This window comes from Priestia sp. SRI_019, from assembly GCF_057586255.1.
Genome location: NZ_JBYCZN010000008.1, coordinates 74,722 through 90,937, shown reverse-complemented (window position 1 = coordinate 90,937; position 16,216 = coordinate 74,722). Strand labels below are relative to the sequence as shown.

Below are 16,216 nucleotides of genomic sequence, written 5' to 3'. Positions count from 1 at the left end.
TTTCTTTCATGTAAGAAAGTTATCTTTTTTATCGTTCGTTTAAGTTTTAAAATAAATTACGAACGTCTTCTAATATTCATACACCTTTACGAACGTATTTGGTAGAATAATTGGAATATAAAAGTAAGATGAGTATAAAAATAGAAAATTATTTTTTTGGATACGTACGTATGAGTAGTTGAGAGAGGTGAAGTAGAGAAATTTTAAAACCTAGCTAAGCTCTTCTTTCTCTTCCTAAGATAAATATTTATGGATGTATCAAATATTAGAATTATTGATGGGCACTTCACGTTCAAACAAAATGGGCAGATGACGATATAGATAGTAACAGAGATTTTTATTTAGTTAATTCTTCTGGAAAGAAGGTCAATGCTTTTTCCAATGTCTCTTATGGAGTAGATGAATTTTGGAAAACAGTTCACGGGAATAACTATGTAGAATATATTTTTGATGCCAGTATGATACAAATATTAAAGTAACTCAATAAGTACTAAAAAAGGCTAAGTTTCTTATCTATAAGCTTAAGGAGCTTAGCCTTTCTATTTGAAAGAAGGAAGGAATTTTTAAAGGTGCTATCTAATAAGATTTTCTAGAATTCTATTAGATAAAACAATATATTCTATACGAATATTATCTAGATGTTCGTATAGTATCTTTGATTGTTTAGCATCAGACGTATCCTTATATTCTTCAGGGAAAAATATTAAATGTTTAACAAGTTTAAATTCCTTATATTGATTATAATTGTAATGGCTTTCTAAATATTTCATTATACAATTCGCAGTCTCAGGGTAGAAATATTTAATTATAAACCAAGGTATCTGTTCTTCAAGTTTTAATTTAAAACCTTTTTCTTTCAATCGATTTGTACTAATTAATCTTTCCTTAGATAATAGTAATAAATTTATGATCTTTTTCATTTCTCTTGGTGTAATATCTTTATATTTAGTTACTTGGGCAATCATCTTAGTTAAAACAGCCTTTTCCGCATCATCAAAGACATTGAATTGGTGAGTGTCAGACTTATCTGTTAATAAATGATTAATATAATTTTTATAATTCTTCTGATGTGGAAGATGATAGGGAATAGTAATATATTTTTCTAAATAATTTTTCCCAAAAATTAATTTTTCATCATTTGACACTATTTCTTGATCAAAGAAATGCAAGTTATTATTAGCAAGAGCAAAACATACAGCTTTTTGATTAATTGAAATTACAAAAATTATAGATTCTATTGGTAAGAAGAGTTGTAGAGCTTCAAAAAATTCTACTATAGTTTTCTCCGAACAACGATCTAATTCATCGACCATTACCACTATTTTGCCTTTATTTTTTCGTGTCCATACATCCGTTAAAATTTCTAGACTCTCTTTTACTTTTTCTCTAGTACCTAATAAATCTTTATAATTAGGATACTTTATTTGAGAAACTATCTTTTCAGACATTTTCTTTGTTGAAGATTTTATCTTTTTTAACATTGGCATGACTATATTGGTTGCAACCGTAATACTTGAAATTAAACCTACGATATTTGTATAGACAGAGTTTCCAGTTAATACTTCTACAACTGATTTATCTTTAGAATATACCGAAATCCAAACAATAAAAATACTTATTATTATTAAGTTAACTAAGTATTTCCATTCATTCTCTCTGTAAGACTTTTTAAAGAGAGAAAAACTATATTTTATTTTTGCTTTAATTCCTAATTCCTCTTCATACTTAGCAAATAATTGGCTTAACATGGAGAACCATATTTTATCTTGATCATCATACTCTGATGCATCAAACCTTACAACATAAGTTTTGCTGTATTTTTTTTTAGAAGTATCATTTTCTTTGATAGCTACATTAATTCTTTCCAATTCGCTTTCAATTAATTTTAAGAATGATGATTTTCCTTCTCCCCACTCACCGTAAATTCCTAAAGTTAACGGACTAAGAGTTTTTGTATTAGAAATAAGTTTACTAATTTCCTGAGCATGCTCCGTTCGCGAAAGTAAATCATTATTACTCTCACTATCACGTAAAATATACCCTTCTTTATAAATTCGATTATTAATCTCGCTTATCCTAAGTTTTTCTTCATCCTTGTATTCAATTTCCCGCAACTGATGCTCTAAATCTGTTAAAGTTTCGCTTATATCATCCAACTCATCTTTGAAAAGACTTTCATCAACTGGATAGTCTTCTTCTATTGAGGCTTCTTTTCCTTCTCTTTCATGGACAATGGCATTTATTCTCTCTGTATAAATCTCTATTGCTTCTTTTAATTCTTTTTTTCTTTCTAGGCTGTCCATACTTTATACTCCTTGAATTTTTTATTAATATCTTACTGAAAGATTAACTCTAATCATCCAGTATAGTAGCCTTTGACTTAATGATATGACCTTTTTATTATTGCTAAAATGATTAAAGGAAGCCCTTTTAAAAGGACTTCCCCTTATTTATTTATAAATCTTTTAACTGTTGTAAATCATACTTTCTATCACTTTTAATAGCGTATAAAGCATTCAGAGAACTCGATATGACTTTATCATCGAAAGCCCTACTACCTAATCTAAAGCCACTATCTTTTAGAGTAGTTATAGTTTCTTCTACATTCTCTAATAGCTTAATAATGTAGTCTATTCGTTCATTAACCTTAACATTTTGAGCTGATATCCATTGATTTCTTAATTCAAATAGATAATGTTTAAAAGCTTCTCCTTCTTTCCAAGGGACATTAGCAGGATTCTCACTTTTTAAAAGGTTACTACAGTAATCGCAGTGGGGACCAAAGTACTCACTTAACCCTCGTCTATAAGCTAAAGATAATTGTGGTATTTTAAATTCGCTAAATGTATTTGCATCATAATACCATATACCTTTTCTTTTAATATCTTCGTTTTCATCATCATCAAAGAAAATTTCTGGGTCAAAGGATCTTACATTTCTAAAATTCCCACTAGCAATAGACGTAACACCAGCTGCTCCATAAATTAAACATTGCTGATTAGAATAACCTAAAAGAACCTTTTTACCTGATAAGTTTAGACTAATGAAAGCATCTAATAAGGAATATAAGTACTCCTCATCATCAATTAAATAATCTTTTGGAGACTTTAAAACTATATAATAGCCTTCAACATCATACAGTGTACACCTACTTATGAGTTCGTCAAAACTTTCCTTATTTTTCACAAAGTCCGGACCTAATGGCAAAGTTAGGTACTTATTAAAGCCGTGTCCACTTTCTAAAGCACCTTCTATAAGGTATTCCTGTATATTGAACCAATCATCAGTGGGAGAGTTTGTGAAAATATTCGGAATAATCAACTCATCTACATTTAGATTTTGTATCTGATAATCTAATACATTTTTGCAAAATTGTTTTGCATATGTACTATTAAAATCTACTGTTGAATATTCTAATTCTTTAAAATAAGGAAATTTTAATATTTTCTCCATGTTAGTCCTTGGTACATAAAATTGCGGATCAAACAGTATTTTTACATTTTTCTTTTTTAATTGGTGGGCATGCTTCTCCAAATTTTCTATTTTTGTATTTTTTTGTAGAGATCTAGGTGATAATATAACCCCTAGGTTATTGACCTTATCAGCAAATTCTTTGTTAATTCCCATCATTCCATATCCTTGTTGTAAATAAAAAGACATTTTAGTACCTCTCTTCTGCTAAGATTTCTTTAATCTGAAATACTGAAGCAGGTCTTCTGTGTACAGCTTTTTCTAAGCATTTACTAATTATCTCATCAAAATTTTCTTTACCAGTCTTTAATTTAGGAACCTTTAAATTGAGGGTATTTAAAATTATCTCTTCGCGACTATTTACTCCATTGGTAAAAGGGTTATAACCTTTTACCATTTCATACATTATAATCCCCCAAGCAAATAAATCTGTTCTATTACAAATTATCTTCTTTTGATTTTTAATCTGTTCAGGTGCTGCATATCCAACAGTCATTGGTCCAAAAAACGCTAAATCTGCAGTTAAAGATTCCTTGGATAAATCCCTAGCTATACCAAAATCAAGTAATACTATACTATCTTCTGTCACGATAATATTTTCAGGCTTTATATCCCGGTGAACTAAATGACTTTCATGCACTTTTTCTAGAGATTTTAAGATAGCAATCCCTATATTAATTACCTGATTCACGGCAATATTTGTGTTTTCGTTCATATAAGACCTTAAAGTTTGACCTTGGATAAGTTGTTCAATTACATAAATATAATTTGTTTTTTCAAACGTGATAAAGTCGTATCCGAATATTTTAGGGTAATCTTCACCTTCTAAATTAGCAGTTATCTCTAACTCCCTTATTGCTCTTTTTGCTGTACTATCGGAATGTAATTCAATTAATTTTAAAACAACCTTTCCATGCTCACGATGAACCCCACTAAATACCTCTTTCTGACCTCCACTCCCAAAGCTATCGATATCCTCAATTTCTGTAAAATTACCTTTACAAAACTCTAAAAGTTTTTCCATTCATATATCCCCTTTAATTAGCTTCTCATTTAGTTCCCATAGTAAGGGAGTGTTTATTATTTTTTTTTCTAATGGTTTTAGTAAGTTTTTTATTTTGTTTTTCTCTATAATCGACATTCCGATTCCTATTTCTTTACATTTTTCCATACACTTATTTAATACACTGGGGGAGAGTTCAGGTAACAAAATAGATGATTCATTTGTAAACCAGAGATGTCTTTCTGCTTGTTCAATAACATATTTCCAATTAGCTAATTTTGCTTCATATACTTGAATATTTTTAATAACTAATAGCTCTTTAGCAGGTTTTGATTTTACTAAATTTCCTTTTAAATCCACTAAATTCATCGAATTCATTTGAAGGAGAATATTTTTTATCTCCTTTTCATTTAATGAGAAAAATTGTTGTAGCTTACCAATAGATACCCAACCTTTCTTAAATAAAAAAGACAAGATATAACTATGTTTCCTCGTAAAAGTAATATCGTACATATTACTTTTACGCTCACCATATTTCCATTGATTATATTGTATTATTACAATATCGGGCCTACCAAAATTAGTTTCAAGCTCTGTTATAATTCTGGTTTTACTACTATTTGATTTTGTTTTAAGAAAATATTGTACTAAATCTGCCTCACTGTTAAAGTTCATATTTTATACCTTTATACCTTTATACCTTTATACCTAGAAAATGTTAATAATATTTTACACTTTTTCCACTGAAAATGTAAGAAACTAGTTATAATTTCTCGTTATTCAATTTATTCTTGAAAAGAATCCCATCAGATAGTAATAATCGGGAAAAATTTATAATAATTCATTGATTAAAGAATGGAATTATACTAACTGAAACTCATTGAAGTATTTAAATTAAAGACCAAAATGAGGTTAAATGAAATAATTGATGTTCGCTTTATCTAAAGCTAAGGCTAAGGTGAAAACGAGTCTGTATTATATTGTTCTGTTTAGATATAAGTATATTTTACTTTAGGACAATTTTATCGTTAAAATTAGGAATGCGGAATTTGATTAAAACAAAAGTTTAATCGAAATATTAATATAACAGAGGTGTTATTATCAATGAATGATTGTCAACAGATTTTCTGTAGTAATTGTAAGGAATATAGAGTGGTTTTTGAAGTGCTTGAAGAATGGCAGATATATAATGTTCCTGAAACGGTAAGAGGATATGAATATAATAGCCTCAAAGAATGTCCAGAATGTGGTAATTCTATTATGCTTGGTACATATGTAATAGAAGACATTGAATTATTTACATGTTCAATTGGTGAATTAATAGCCGAGAAAATTAGTGAAACAGAGATTGGAGAATGCCAGTATTGTAATGAAAACATTATCCTATATACTCAAAAGCATGGAGATCCTTCTGATTTAGAAAATGTTCGCACATTAGTGGAAGGTCACGGATTTCCAACTGACATTTCAAGTGAAATATATTTAAATATCTACTGTTCTAATTGTGGAAATGAATTAGAAAGTGATGATCCTTACGTCACTGCTGAAGAAGTAGAAAACTGGTATTCTAATGATGTTGAAATCGTGATTAATACCTTTAGTGGAACAACTGAACATGAAGGAAAAGATTTCATGAATTATCTCTTAAAAAATCCAATGTTAGGTATGAACCATGAATTAGGTCAGAAGATTTTCTTCCAAATAAAAAGTGGAAATATACCTAATTTAATAACAATAGAGGCTGGAAATAGGTTTCTTCGTGGAAGAACTAGAAAAGATAATGAACGAATGGCAAACTATATTCCAGAGGAATTGTGGAATCCACCTGAAGGAATACCATCGCAAGGGCGATATAACCCTCCAGGCATATCTTCTCTCTATATGGCAAGTAGCATGGATGTTGTATGTAATGAACTTGGCTTTATATACAATGAAGGTAAGTCGATAGATTTTGCAGAATTTTTATTGTTAGAGGACATGAGAGTATGGGATGTCAGAGATTTGGATATTGAAATATTTAGTTCAATGCCTTCTTTAAATCAAGGACTTAAACTCTCATACGAGTATATATTCCCCAATTTTATAGCCCAATGTTTAATGGCGAATAACTACAATGGTATTATTTATAACAGTACACGCGGAGATGGATACAATTTTTGTTTATTCAACTTTAAACGAGATAAAGATGTAGTAGTTGAAAGAGTCATTCCCTATAACTCTATAGAGAATGAACTAAAGAAAATGGATAAATACCCCAATAAAATCATTGATGAAGAGGTTGATACGGATTTACCCTTTTAATATTTCTATCAACCCTTTATAAATTCTCTACATAAAACAAGGGAACTTAAATTGATTTATAACTAAGGAAAAAACCTAAGGATAGTAAGGGATAACTTCTTGCAAATAAAGAGAAATCCGAACTATGTGGCTCTTTTTACTATTGAATCCTACTACTTTTCCATACCAATCTACATCTTTTCTTAGCCTGTTTCTAAATAGAGTTTGAGGAGTATATATGATAATAAGAAAAACAATAATAGAAAGGCCCAATTCTATTTTAGCAATAAAGAACAGCCATCTCAGGCGAGGCATTAAATTATTTTCACATTGTGAAGGTAGATAAAAGGCAGCTGAATAATAATATTTAGCTGCCTTTTTCGGAAGAATATACAACTGAAATTACACTTTATCCTCATATATTACTAATTTTACATGAAATATGTATTATTCTGTAATCTCCAAACTTTTTAATTTCTCTTGAAAAGTCACTTTTCTTCAATTTTATTTTCTTGTTAGTACCATCTCTCAATGCAAGAATCCTCAAATGAATTATATAACAAGTTCTTCTTTCTAAAAAATTTCAATTATTTATAAAATCTTTTTAATTTTAAAAAACTGTCTTCATCTCTAATTATACAGGGGGAAAAGGAGATGTTTGCAGATTCCTCTTAAGATTTTAACAAAAAGAGGTGATCTTATGGATTTATTTTTACTTAGTTCCTTGATTAGTGTTACTAGTAATGCTCTTTATCATGTGATTTGAAGTTATTTTCTTATTAAAAAAGAAAGACAAATCATAAAAGTAAAAGGATAATTTTTATTTTAGTTCCGATAGGATAGCAATAATCGGGAAAAGATTCCATTGAATAAAGAACGTTTGTTCGTATATAATAAAGAACAAACGTTCTTTATTGAGGAGTTATTCCAATGGATTATGGGCAGCTACCAAACAGAGTCATTATTTGTATTGATATGAAAGCATTCTATGCTTCCGTTTCTTCTGTCATAAGGGGGTTAAATCCGTTGAAAACAAGGCTTGCTGTTGTAGGAGATATCAAACGGTCGGGATCGGTTGTGTTAGCTGCCACACCTTTATTAAAGAAAGAAGGGATCAAAACAGGAAGTCGCCTCTTTGAAATTCCTAAAAGGAAAGATATCCATGTGGTGAATCCATCCATGGAGAGATACATCAAGGCTTCGAACTATATTTCTAGTTTGGTGTTACAGTATGTGGCTCCTGAAGACTTTCATGCGTATAGTATTGATGAGTTGTTTATTGATGCGACTGCTTCTTTGCATTTATTTGCTGAAACACCAGAGGAGCTAGCTCATCGAATACGTAATGAGATCTATCGCAAAACAAGACTGACAGCTACCGCAGGAATCGGTCCGAATCTCTTACTGGCGAAGGTGAGCTTAGATCATGAAGCAAAGCATAGCCCAACAGGGGTTGCGTATTGGCGATATGAGGATATTCCCTTTAAGTTGTGGTCGATTCATCCAATGAAGGATTTCTGGGGGATCTCGTCAGCTACCGAAAGACGCTTAAACCGTTTAGGCATCTATACCATAAAAGAGCTCGCTCTTTCTTCTAAAGAGATGTTACAAAAAGAATTTGGCATCTTGGGGGAAGAGTTGCACCAACACGCGAATGGCATTGATTTTAGCCGCATTTCTGATGTGTACATTCCTAGCTCTAGGTCCTTCGGAAAGAGTCAGATTCTCTTTCGAGATTATACAAGCCGAAAAGAAGTGGAATTATTACTATTGGAGCTATTGGACGATGTTTGCTTTCGTTTACGCATGCATCAAGTGGTGTCTCAAACAATCCATTTATCGATTGGCTACAGCAAACAAACAGGTGGAGGCTTCTCCAGACAAAAGAAAATGGGGCGGGCTTCCAACTTAAGCCAAGATATCTTTCCGTATTGTTTAACCATTTTACATACATATGATTCTGGAATGCCGATTCGCTCCATTGGCATTTCCTTATCCAACACCAGCATTCAAGAAGAGGAGCAAATGAGCTTATTTGAGGACATTGATCAGCGTGAAAGAGCCTATGCTCTTGCGAAAACAATTGATGAGATTCGGATGCGTTATGGAAAGAATAGTTTGCTGCGAGCTTCAAGTCACCTCGAGCATTCAACCGTTCGTTATCGAAATGGCTTACTTGGAGGCCACAAAGCGTAAGGAGGACAAAAACATGGAACCTAGAGGAATGAAGAAATGGCGCCCTTTTGCTACGTTGCCAGAACAATACATAGGATTACAGGAGATTATAGATAAGCAAGTAGAAGTAACGCAACCTGTTTTAACAGAAGAGCAAATGGAACAGATGAATTTCACCTTAATTGAAGCCTTACATACAAATAAAAAAGTGTACCTTACCTATTATAAGAGAGGACAATGCATAACAGAGACAGGGTCCATTCAGTTTGTTGATTCTCTCGGAGGTTTATTTGTTTTCATCGATGATGTATTTGAGTTAAAGAACAAAATGAGGTTAAGCGAGCTCATCGATGTTAGCTTAGCTTAGTTCCTGAAGAAATCGTGTATACGAAGCATTTATTTTGGTGGAGGGACGTTTATGTACAATTTTAGAATATATACGTTACGTGACGGTTCGAAGAGAATTATTAAACTAAAAGAAGGAGAATCCTTTAAACAGGAGCTTCAAAGAGCCGGTATTCAAGAAACGCAAATTTTCCAGATGCAACTAGTGGAAAAAACAACGTAATTTCAACATAGCTCATATTAAAGATTGCTTATGTCCCGAATATATAAATATACTAAATTCAAGTTAATTCAATAAGTTAAACTTATGCGTTTTAATAAATAACATAACATTTTCTTTTCGTTAGAGAGGTGGTAAATTAAAGAAAAGGAAGGGGAATTATAATGAGACTTTTTGATTCACATTTTCATATTATTGATTTCAATTTTCCAATTAACGAGAATCAAGGGTATTTGCCTCCTAGTTATGTTGTAGAAGATTATAAAACTGGAACTGCGAATTTGGATGTACTCGGTGGAGCCATAGTATCGGGTTCCTTTCAAGGATTTGACCAAGAATATTTAGTAAACGCACTTAAACAAATGGGTCCAACATTTTGTGGGGTAACTCAATTACCTTTTACCGTAACGGACGAAGAAATTATACATTTACATCGACATGGAGTCAAAGCATTACGTTTCAATATAAAGCGTGGTGGTTCAGAAGATTTATCAAAGCTCGATTACTTTGCAAGAAGAGTTTATGATTTAGTAGGGTGGCATAGTGAGCTTTATATTGATTCAAAAGAGCTACCTGAAATTGCATCAACCATTGAAAAGTTACCTGCTATTTCAATTGACCATTTAGGGTTATCAGAAGAAGGATTACCACATTTATTAAAACTAGTCGATAAAGGCATACGTGTGAAAGCAACAGGCTTTGGACGTGTGGAACTAAATGTTGAGAACGCTTTAAAATACATATATGAGGCAAACCCTGATGCTCTTATGTTTGGAACAGATTTGCCATCTACAAGAGCGAAAAGACCTTTTGAGTATAAAGATATTGAATTGATCCAAGAGTTGTTTGACCAACAGGCTGCTGATAAAATTCTATATACGAATGCTTTTAACTGGTATTTCAAGTAATTGTCCTTTTATATTTTTTTAGCTAACCCTTTATCCATGGTCCCTATTATAGGGCAAAGTTATAAACTATTCGTCCATTAAGGAGGAGAATTTATTGGAAAAAGGAATTAACTTTAGAATAGCTGCGGAACAAGATTTGGATAGAATTGTTGAAATGCTTAGTGATGATGAGTTGGGAAAGACGAGTGAGCGTTATGAACAACCACTACCAGAAAGTTATATAGCAGCATTTCAAGCTATCACATCTGATCCTAATAACGAGTTAGTAGTGGCTTATCAAGGAAATGAAGTAATCGGTGTACAGCAAATTACGTTTGTTCCATATATTACATACCAAGGTGGATGGAGAGCTACTATTGAAGGAGTTCGAACAGCTCCATCTGTACGTGGAAAAGGAATAGGTACGGAACTTATAAAATGGGCCATTCATCGTGCTAAAGAACGTGGTTGTCACTTAATTCAACTTACAACAGATAAGCAAAGAGGCGATGCATTACGTTTTTATGAACGCTTGGGATTTAAACCCACGCACGAAGGGTTAAAAATGAAATTAGAATAAGCTAGCTTATGCAACAAACAGAGGCGTTTGTTGCATAAAAGGGTCCTTAAATATGTAAGGACCCTTAATTAATCTATACGATTTTAAGCTTTGTCATAATAATAAGGTAAGTGGTCGATACGGCAATTGCAATTCATCTTACTTCAAAAGTTCCGTAAAAGATGGCGTTTTCTTACGTGAATGTCGCCAATGCGGTATGAAGAAAAGTATCTAATCACGATGAGCTATAAGGAGTATGAATATGGAACACATAGTTGATATATTAGAAACTAAAAAAAACTCTCTAAGCGATAAAAATCAAGAGCTGTTAAAGAAATTGATACGAAAAATAAAATCATTTTCTACTACCCCACTCAATCGCAAACATTGTTTACGTATGGTGCCATTTGCTGGTTCTAAAGACATAACAGAAGTTGTGATCAATATTATACAACCATACGAGCTAAAGTTGCTTGGCGACAACTGCTTTCGTGGCTACGATAGCATTGGATATCACTATTGCATCGCATTACTTGCTTGCAGAGTTGCATTAAACGAGGTAGATGAATTAGAAGTTGTAACAGTGCTTGAACATGAAGTTGAGAAAAAATTGAAAGAACATGAACTGGTAGCCTCTAGAGGTGGAGAAAACTATCATGTAATGCTTCGTATTTTTAAGTGTTTAAAAAAAGATACAGATAGGTTAAATCATTTGATGATACGACTACAAGATCACAGGGATTGAGATGCAAAAGCATGTCATTTGCTTTAGTCTACAAAATATTAGGATAGAGATTGTGAAGGTACCGTTTTCTAGTGCTGCCTCCACGGTATTTAGAAAGGTGAAGGGGTAGCTAACCAAGTGCAAAGAAGAAGAACAGAAACTGAATAGATAAAGTAAATAACTCCTAAACTAGTAAGTTTAGGAGTTATCTATCCATGTCATAGACAAAAGGTTGTTGAGTCCCTTTTTAAAAAATATGATTATATTCCCCCAACAATGACTGATTTTTTGTTTTTCAAGAAAGTCACAAACTGCAACAAACGCAATGCAACATGCTCTCTAGTTTTGAACAACACTTCTATTTTTCTTTCTTTTCAATAAAAACTAATGCATTCTTCACATGAGTAAACGTTGTTAAGTCATCAAAAGTAACATACAAATCACCCATTTTCCTGGCTAACAAAGGCGTGATTCCGGTAATCATCACTTCAGTTCCTGTTAGACTAATTAAACGATTTAAGTTATAAATACACGAAACAGTATAGGTATCAATTTCTAGTAGTCCAGAAAAATCAACAATAAAGTAGTCATCTTTTGATTCTTCAATATACATCGATACTTTTTCCATCAACATGTCGTAACGTTGTTCATTTAACACGCCAATAATCGGTAAAATTGAAACGCCATCCTTCAATGGTACAATAGGGGTAGACATCTGTGTCATTTGTTCGTGATAATCAATAATAAGGTCTCCTTGCTTTACCTTTTCTGTTATATCTTTTTGGACACCCACAAAGTACAGTTTACTTTCCATCCATAAAGGATCAATATATAATTCATTCCAAAAGGGACGGTTGTCTTTCGTATAATTTAAAATTTGAACAGTGATTGATGAGCGTGCGGTAACAGCTTGTTTCATTTCCTTAACTGTGGTGGGGTTCGTTTGTTTACCTTGTAGAAAACGACAGTTTTTCCCCAGGATTTCTTCTATATCGTATCCCGTTAAGTCTAAAAATCCTTTATTTGCATAGATAATGGGGTTATCAGGCAAAGATGGATCCGTTATAATCAGACCAGCACGTGTATAATCAAGAGCTTTCTGAATAAATTGTAGTTCATTTATAGGATCTTTATATAGGACCATTACATGCTCCCCCTTATTTTCTTCATTCTTGATATAAAGTATATCAGTGAATGAATAATATACTATTATAAGTGTGCAGATACATATGTAATTCTATAACTCTGGGTTTACCGATACGAACGTGTAATACAATCATGTCCTGTCGGGAGGACGTATACAGCCTACCTTCTACTAAACGTCATTTACTTTCAAGCACATTTTTAGATTTTTATTGTGTAAGCAACGGATAATACATAAATAAAAAAGGAAGAATGAATTATTCATTCTTCCTTTAATAAATCATGTATTGTTAGTTTTCATTACGTAATTTGAATTATTCTTTAACCAATTTAACAAGCATATGAGCTAGATGATGTTTCTCCTCTTCATTCCCAACTTTCCATAACTGATGTAACAAGTATTGCTCTTCATTTTGTGGTTCTTCATGTTTAGCAAGATAATCAGCTATTTTTTTAGCACCTAAAGTTAATTGGTCATCATTTAAGCCTAGTTTCTCACCTTTTGTGACCTTATCTCCTAAGTATGTTTTAAATTCATTAAAACTAGAAAGAATGTTTTCCTTCTTCTCTTGGCTCATCTCATTTAATTTATTATCTACTTTATGTTCAACAGTCCCTGTATTAGTGTTCATTTTTTATTCTCCTCCTATTTAGATAGTAATGTTCTTACAAGGTGGATTCCCTAGTAGCAAGTATGTAAACATTTAATGATACTTGAATGTGCTCTAGAGAAATTTAGTGCTTTTAATCCCGCCACACTTATTAGTCTGGTGTGCAATTTCAATAAAAATAGACTGAATAAAAGATGTCTTCATATGTTGTGCAAAGACATGCTATAGAGCTGAAAGAAAAGGAAAAGAAGAAGCTATAAAATTAATGACCATTAGAATAATCCGAGAAGGTATAACGAGCAGCATAATCAGTAAATTGACAGGTCTTTTTTTAGAAGAAATTGAAAAACTTCGTCATCAATAAATATAAAAAAGAGCCGTATCTTTTGGGTACGGCTCTTTTTTCGAACATGGCAAATATTAATTTTCATGACAAGGAAATGAAACATCTAATTCCACTTTTAAAGTGTGATTTGTTCCTAAAAATTAGTATAAGAAACAGGTAAGAAAATAATACATCCATTATTTACCTTGTATGTACTTCTTCTATAATAGGAAACTTAAAAGAAACAAGGAGGTGACACAACATGGCAAACAACAAAAGCAGCAACAACAACGAATTATTAGTATACGGTGCTGAACAAGCAATCGATCAAATGAAATATGAAATCGCGAGCGAATTTGGTGTTAACCTTGGTGCTGACACAACTGCACGTGCAAACGGATCAGTAGGTGGCGAAATCACTAAACGTCTTGTACAAATGGCTGAGCAACAACTTGGTGGCGGACGTTTCTAATACAATTTTATAAAATGATGGCTGAAGGAAGAATGGGTATCCATTCTTCCTTTTCCTTTTTAAAATTGGATATATACTTATATTTTGAAATAAAGATTTTGTTAAGTGGAGTATCTCATAAGAATAAAAGCATTAGTTTAATTTTTATCATGTGTTGAAAAAGTAACATAACGCTGAGTTAAAAATAAAGAAAAGATAAAAAACACCTCAAATATATTTATGACAGCCGTACTTGGAAGGTTAAATGGTATAGCACTTCCCCCAACCATAAGTAATACTCCAATCATCATTATATTCCAGCCCATTTTACGGTATAGTGATATCCCAACAATAAGCAAAACGAATGCAACAATAATAACCATTAAAGGTGGACCAGCCCCTCCTACAAGAGTATAGCGAACAATACCATAATCTTGCATTATTTTTGGCTCTTTATTAATCGTTTGTACAATCTCGTAACTTATAAGAGCTAGTGTACTTATGAGGAAGATGATTTTGAATATAAGTTTCTTAGCCCATTGAAGATTGAAATGCTTAGCCACTCCATAAGCAAAAAGTACAAGAGTAGGCGTAAATAAAGCATGAAACCAAAAACGAAACATACTGAGAAGGAAAAGGATATTACCTTCTCCAATAAATGAACCTACAGAAAGGATGACATTATCATAAATTAAACCAGTTATTACAAGAGGTAAAAATGCCATATAAAAGGGTACTGGTCTTTTTTTGATGAGTTTTATGCTAAAAAGAAGCATCACTAAGTAACAAATACTAAACAGAAAATAGAGTATCGTATCAATCATTTTTTTCTCCTTAATTATCTCAGCAAACACTAAGAGTTAATTATCATAATTCATTTCAATGTCACATTTAACAATTGATTCTTTTCATTGAGCAGTTGGTAACTTTTCCACTCATTGCGCGTACTATTTTTTACTTTTATCTTTTGAACTGGAATGTTTTTTGCCCTTAAAGCTTTGATTAAAAGATCTATTGAACTCATAAAAATCACCCTTCAACAAAATTCTCTTATAACAAACCATCAATTAGTTAATACTTTCTTTTATCCATTTTGAAGTAACAGTAACCATTTCGTCCTGTTGTTTCTTTACAGATATAGACGATTTAGAGTCACCCTTCTGTGCTCCATAAATGCCAAATTGACCATGGTTACCACCTTTTATTTCATGCATGGTTGTTTTTTGGGACAATAAATGCTTTGTATCTTCAATTTTTTCTACGGTTGATAAACCATCTTTTTCACCATAAATCGAAAGCATAGGAAGTTTCTTATTTGAGAAATCAGTTCCTTCATCTGGATAAGAACCTAACAAGAATACACCATCAATTTCTTTAGAGTGATTATAAGCAAACTTAGATGCAGTAACTCCCCCTAAGGAATGACCACCTACGACCCATTTATGGATAGAGGAGTGGGCATCTATTATCTCCTGTGCTTTGTTAGAGTCAAATAATGCAAAGTTAAAGTTCACATTGGGTATAGCCACTAAATAACCTTGTTTTGCTAATTGTTTACCGTAATAGCTATACGCTTCCGGTTCTACTTTTGCTCCAGGATACAAAACAATTCCCACTCGATTATTCTTTTTCGAGTTGAAAATAACCCAATCTTTTTCATACTTAATGTCCTTTTTATTCACGAGTGTATAAAGTTTTTGAGATGGTTCATATGTTTGTTGTGACCAAGTAAAGAAACCAAGAAAACCTATTATGATTATTACAACTAAACCAATGGAGAGATAAGTGATTTTTCTTTTCATAGATATTCGTCCTTTCTTGCTGTAGATTCTTGTTGACTAATTGTGTTTATTACTGATGTTTTACTACCTAAAGACTTAGTTGAATATAAGTTAAATTTTATAAAGATTATAACTCTATAATTAATTATATATACCGGAAGGTTAATTAATCAACTAGTTAATTTTAACAATGATAAAATGCTCAAAATAAAAAAACAAGATGTGACTAAATAGACAGCTT

General features: G+C 32.0%; 18 protein-coding genes. 9 read left to right on the top strand and 9 right to left on the bottom strand.

All coding sequences use genetic code 11. The annotated features are described in order from the left end of the window. Window positions 1-572: 572 nt before the first annotated feature. The 4 genes from AC2YJL_RS25355 to AC2YJL_RS25340 form a co-directional block, all read right to left on the bottom strand. The gene (locus AC2YJL_RS25355; RefSeq protein WP_487375046.1) at window positions 573-2,303 is read right to left on the bottom strand and encodes a KAP family P-loop NTPase fold protein; all 1,731 of its coding nucleotides are present in this window, start codon (window positions 2,301-2,303) and stop codon (window positions 573-575) included. 151 nt (window positions 2,304-2,454) lie between these two features. Next, window positions 2,455-3,660 (bottom strand): hypothetical protein, encoded by a 1,206-nt coding sequence (locus AC2YJL_RS25350; protein WP_487375045.1) that lies wholly within the window; start codon window positions 3,658-3,660, stop codon window positions 2,455-2,457. Window position 3,661: 1 nt separating this feature from the next. Continuing rightward, window positions 3,662-4,495, bottom strand: a complete 834-nt coding sequence (locus AC2YJL_RS25345) for a serine/threonine-protein kinase (RefSeq protein ID WP_487375044.1) — start codon at window positions 4,493-4,495, stop codon at window positions 3,662-3,664. Then, on the bottom strand, window positions 4,496-5,149 hold the full coding sequence (locus AC2YJL_RS25340) for a hypothetical protein (RefSeq protein WP_487375043.1): 654 nt from the start codon (window positions 5,147-5,149) through the stop codon (window positions 4,496-4,498). Between the two features lie 429 nt (window positions 5,150-5,578). Here AC2YJL_RS25340 and AC2YJL_RS25335 point away from each other — a divergent pair, with 429 nt between their 5' ends. The 8 genes from AC2YJL_RS25335 (at window position 5,579) to AC2YJL_RS25300 (ending at window position 11,685) form a co-directional block, all read left to right on the top strand. Next, window positions 5,579-6,775, top strand: a complete 1,197-nt coding sequence (locus AC2YJL_RS25335) for an RES family NAD+ phosphorylase (protein WP_487375042.1) — start codon at window positions 5,579-5,581, stop codon at window positions 6,773-6,775. A 909-nt stretch (window positions 6,776-7,684) separates the two neighbouring features. Further along, window positions 7,685-8,950 (top strand): Y-family DNA polymerase, encoded by a 1,266-nt coding sequence (locus AC2YJL_RS25330; protein WP_487375041.1) that lies wholly within the window; start codon window positions 7,685-7,687, stop codon window positions 8,948-8,950. 13 nt (window positions 8,951-8,963) lie between these two features. Continuing rightward, window positions 8,964-9,296: a YolD-like family protein gene (locus tag AC2YJL_RS25325; RefSeq protein WP_487375040.1), complete on the top strand. Its 333-nt coding sequence runs from the start codon at window positions 8,964-8,966 to the stop codon at window positions 9,294-9,296. 51 nt (window positions 9,297-9,347) lie between these two features. Next, window positions 9,348-9,497, top strand: coding sequence for a hypothetical protein (locus AC2YJL_RS25320; RefSeq protein WP_162871457.1), 150 nt, complete (start codon window positions 9,348-9,350; stop codon window positions 9,495-9,497). Between the two features lie 161 nt (window positions 9,498-9,658). Continuing rightward, window positions 9,659-10,402 carry an amidohydrolase family protein gene (locus tag AC2YJL_RS25315; protein WP_487375039.1) on the top strand — a complete coding sequence of 248 codons (744 nt, stop codon included), beginning with the start codon at window positions 9,659-9,661 and terminating at the stop codon, window positions 10,400-10,402. A 94-nt stretch (window positions 10,403-10,496) separates the two neighbouring features. Continuing rightward, a complete protein-coding gene (locus AC2YJL_RS25310) occupies window positions 10,497-10,961 on the top strand; it encodes a GNAT family N-acetyltransferase (RefSeq protein WP_487375038.1) in 465 nt (154 codons plus the stop codon). Between the two features lie 67 nt (window positions 10,962-11,028). Beyond that, entirely contained in the window at window positions 11,029-11,175 is a 147-nt protein-coding gene (locus tag AC2YJL_RS25305) for a DUF8096 family protein (RefSeq protein WP_487375048.1), read from the top strand. A gap of 27 nt (window positions 11,176-11,202) precedes the next feature. Beyond that, entirely contained in the window at window positions 11,203-11,685 is a 483-nt protein-coding gene (locus tag AC2YJL_RS25300; protein WP_487375037.1) for a hypothetical protein, read from the top strand. Between the two features lie 337 nt (window positions 11,686-12,022). Here the strand turns inward: AC2YJL_RS25300 and ytvA are convergent, their stop codons facing one another. Both ytvA and AC2YJL_RS25290 read right to left on the bottom strand, forming a co-directional pair. After that, complete coding sequence (ytvA, locus tag AC2YJL_RS25295; RefSeq protein ID WP_487375036.1) at window positions 12,023-12,808, bottom strand: YtvA family blue-light photoreceptor; 786 nt, start codon at window positions 12,806-12,808, stop codon at window positions 12,023-12,025. Between the two features lie 313 nt (window positions 12,809-13,121). Next, window positions 13,122-13,439: a DUF3243 domain-containing protein gene (locus tag AC2YJL_RS25290; protein ID WP_230932881.1), complete on the bottom strand. Its 318-nt coding sequence runs from the start codon at window positions 13,437-13,439 to the stop codon at window positions 13,122-13,124. A 566-nt stretch (window positions 13,440-14,005) separates the two neighbouring features. On the opposite strand from AC2YJL_RS25290, the gene AC2YJL_RS25285 reads away from it, so the two are divergent. Continuing rightward, window positions 14,006-14,215, top strand: coding sequence for an alpha/beta-type small acid-soluble spore protein (locus tag AC2YJL_RS25285; RefSeq protein ID WP_013084404.1), 210 nt, complete (start codon window positions 14,006-14,008; stop codon window positions 14,213-14,215). A 137-nt stretch (window positions 14,216-14,352) separates the two neighbouring features. On the opposite strand, the gene AC2YJL_RS25280 is transcribed toward AC2YJL_RS25285, so the two are convergent. From AC2YJL_RS25280 to AC2YJL_RS25270, 3 genes are read right to left on the bottom strand one after another with little or no spacing between them, the layout of a single operon-like run. Continuing rightward, window positions 14,353-15,018 (bottom strand): hypothetical protein, encoded by a 666-nt coding sequence (locus AC2YJL_RS25280; RefSeq protein WP_230932882.1) that lies wholly within the window; start codon window positions 15,016-15,018, stop codon window positions 14,353-14,355. Between the two features lie 50 nt (window positions 15,019-15,068). Continuing rightward, complete coding sequence (locus tag AC2YJL_RS25275; RefSeq protein WP_155404215.1) at window positions 15,069-15,218, bottom strand: hypothetical protein; 150 nt, start codon at window positions 15,216-15,218, stop codon at window positions 15,069-15,071. A 43-nt stretch (window positions 15,219-15,261) separates the two neighbouring features. After that, on the bottom strand, window positions 15,262-15,996 hold the full coding sequence (locus AC2YJL_RS25270; protein ID WP_230932883.1) for an alpha/beta fold hydrolase: 735 nt from the start codon (window positions 15,994-15,996) through the stop codon (window positions 15,262-15,264). Window positions 15,997-16,216: the final 220 nt, after the last annotated feature.

Bases quoted from the DNA above. Each gene is read 5' to 3' on its own strand.
- ytvA (WP_487375036.1), bottom strand. From the start codon at position 12,808: ATGGTCCTATATAAAGATCCTATAAATGAACTACAATTTATTCAGAAA.
- AC2YJL_RS25300 (WP_487375037.1), top strand. From the start codon at position 11,203: ATGGAACACATAGTTGATATATTAGAAACTAAAAAAAACTCTCTAAGC.
- AC2YJL_RS25340 (WP_487375043.1), bottom strand. From the start codon at position 5,149: ATGAACTTTAACAGTGAGGCAGATTTAGTACAATATTTTCTTAAAACA.
- AC2YJL_RS25345 (WP_487375044.1), bottom strand. From the start codon at position 4,495: ATGGAAAAACTTTTAGAGTTTTGTAAAGGTAATTTTACAGAAATTGAG.
- AC2YJL_RS25350 (WP_487375045.1), bottom strand. From the start codon at position 3,660: ATGTCTTTTTATTTACAACAAGGATATGGAATGATGGGAATTAACAAA.
- AC2YJL_RS25275 (WP_155404215.1), bottom strand. From the start codon at position 15,218: ATGAGTTCAATAGATCTTTTAATCAAAGCTTTAAGGGCAAAAAACATT.
- AC2YJL_RS25270 (WP_230932883.1), bottom strand. From the start codon at position 15,996: ATGAAAAGAAAAATCACTTATCTCTCCATTGGTTTAGTTGTAATAATC.
- AC2YJL_RS25280 (WP_230932882.1), bottom strand. From the start codon at position 15,018: ATGATTGATACGATACTCTATTTTCTGTTTAGTATTTGTTACTTAGTG.
- AC2YJL_RS25330 (WP_487375041.1), top strand. From the start codon at position 7,685: ATGGATTATGGGCAGCTACCAAACAGAGTCATTATTTGTATTGATATG.
- AC2YJL_RS25355 (WP_487375046.1), bottom strand. From the start codon at position 2,303: ATGGACAGCCTAGAAAGAAAAAAAGAATTAAAAGAAGCAATAGAGATT.
- AC2YJL_RS25290 (WP_230932881.1), bottom strand. From the start codon at position 13,439: ATGAACACTAATACAGGGACTGTTGAACATAAAGTAGATAATAAATTA.
- AC2YJL_RS25335 (WP_487375042.1), top strand. From the start codon at position 5,579: ATGAATGATTGTCAACAGATTTTCTGTAGTAATTGTAAGGAATATAGA.
- AC2YJL_RS25325 (WP_487375040.1), top strand. From the start codon at position 8,964: ATGGAACCTAGAGGAATGAAGAAATGGCGCCCTTTTGCTACGTTGCCA.
- AC2YJL_RS25320 (WP_162871457.1), top strand. From the start codon at position 9,348: ATGTACAATTTTAGAATATATACGTTACGTGACGGTTCGAAGAGAATT.
- AC2YJL_RS25315 (WP_487375039.1), top strand. From the start codon at position 9,659: ATGAGACTTTTTGATTCACATTTTCATATTATTGATTTCAATTTTCCA.
- AC2YJL_RS25285 (WP_013084404.1), top strand. From the start codon at position 14,006: ATGGCAAACAACAAAAGCAGCAACAACAACGAATTATTAGTATACGGT.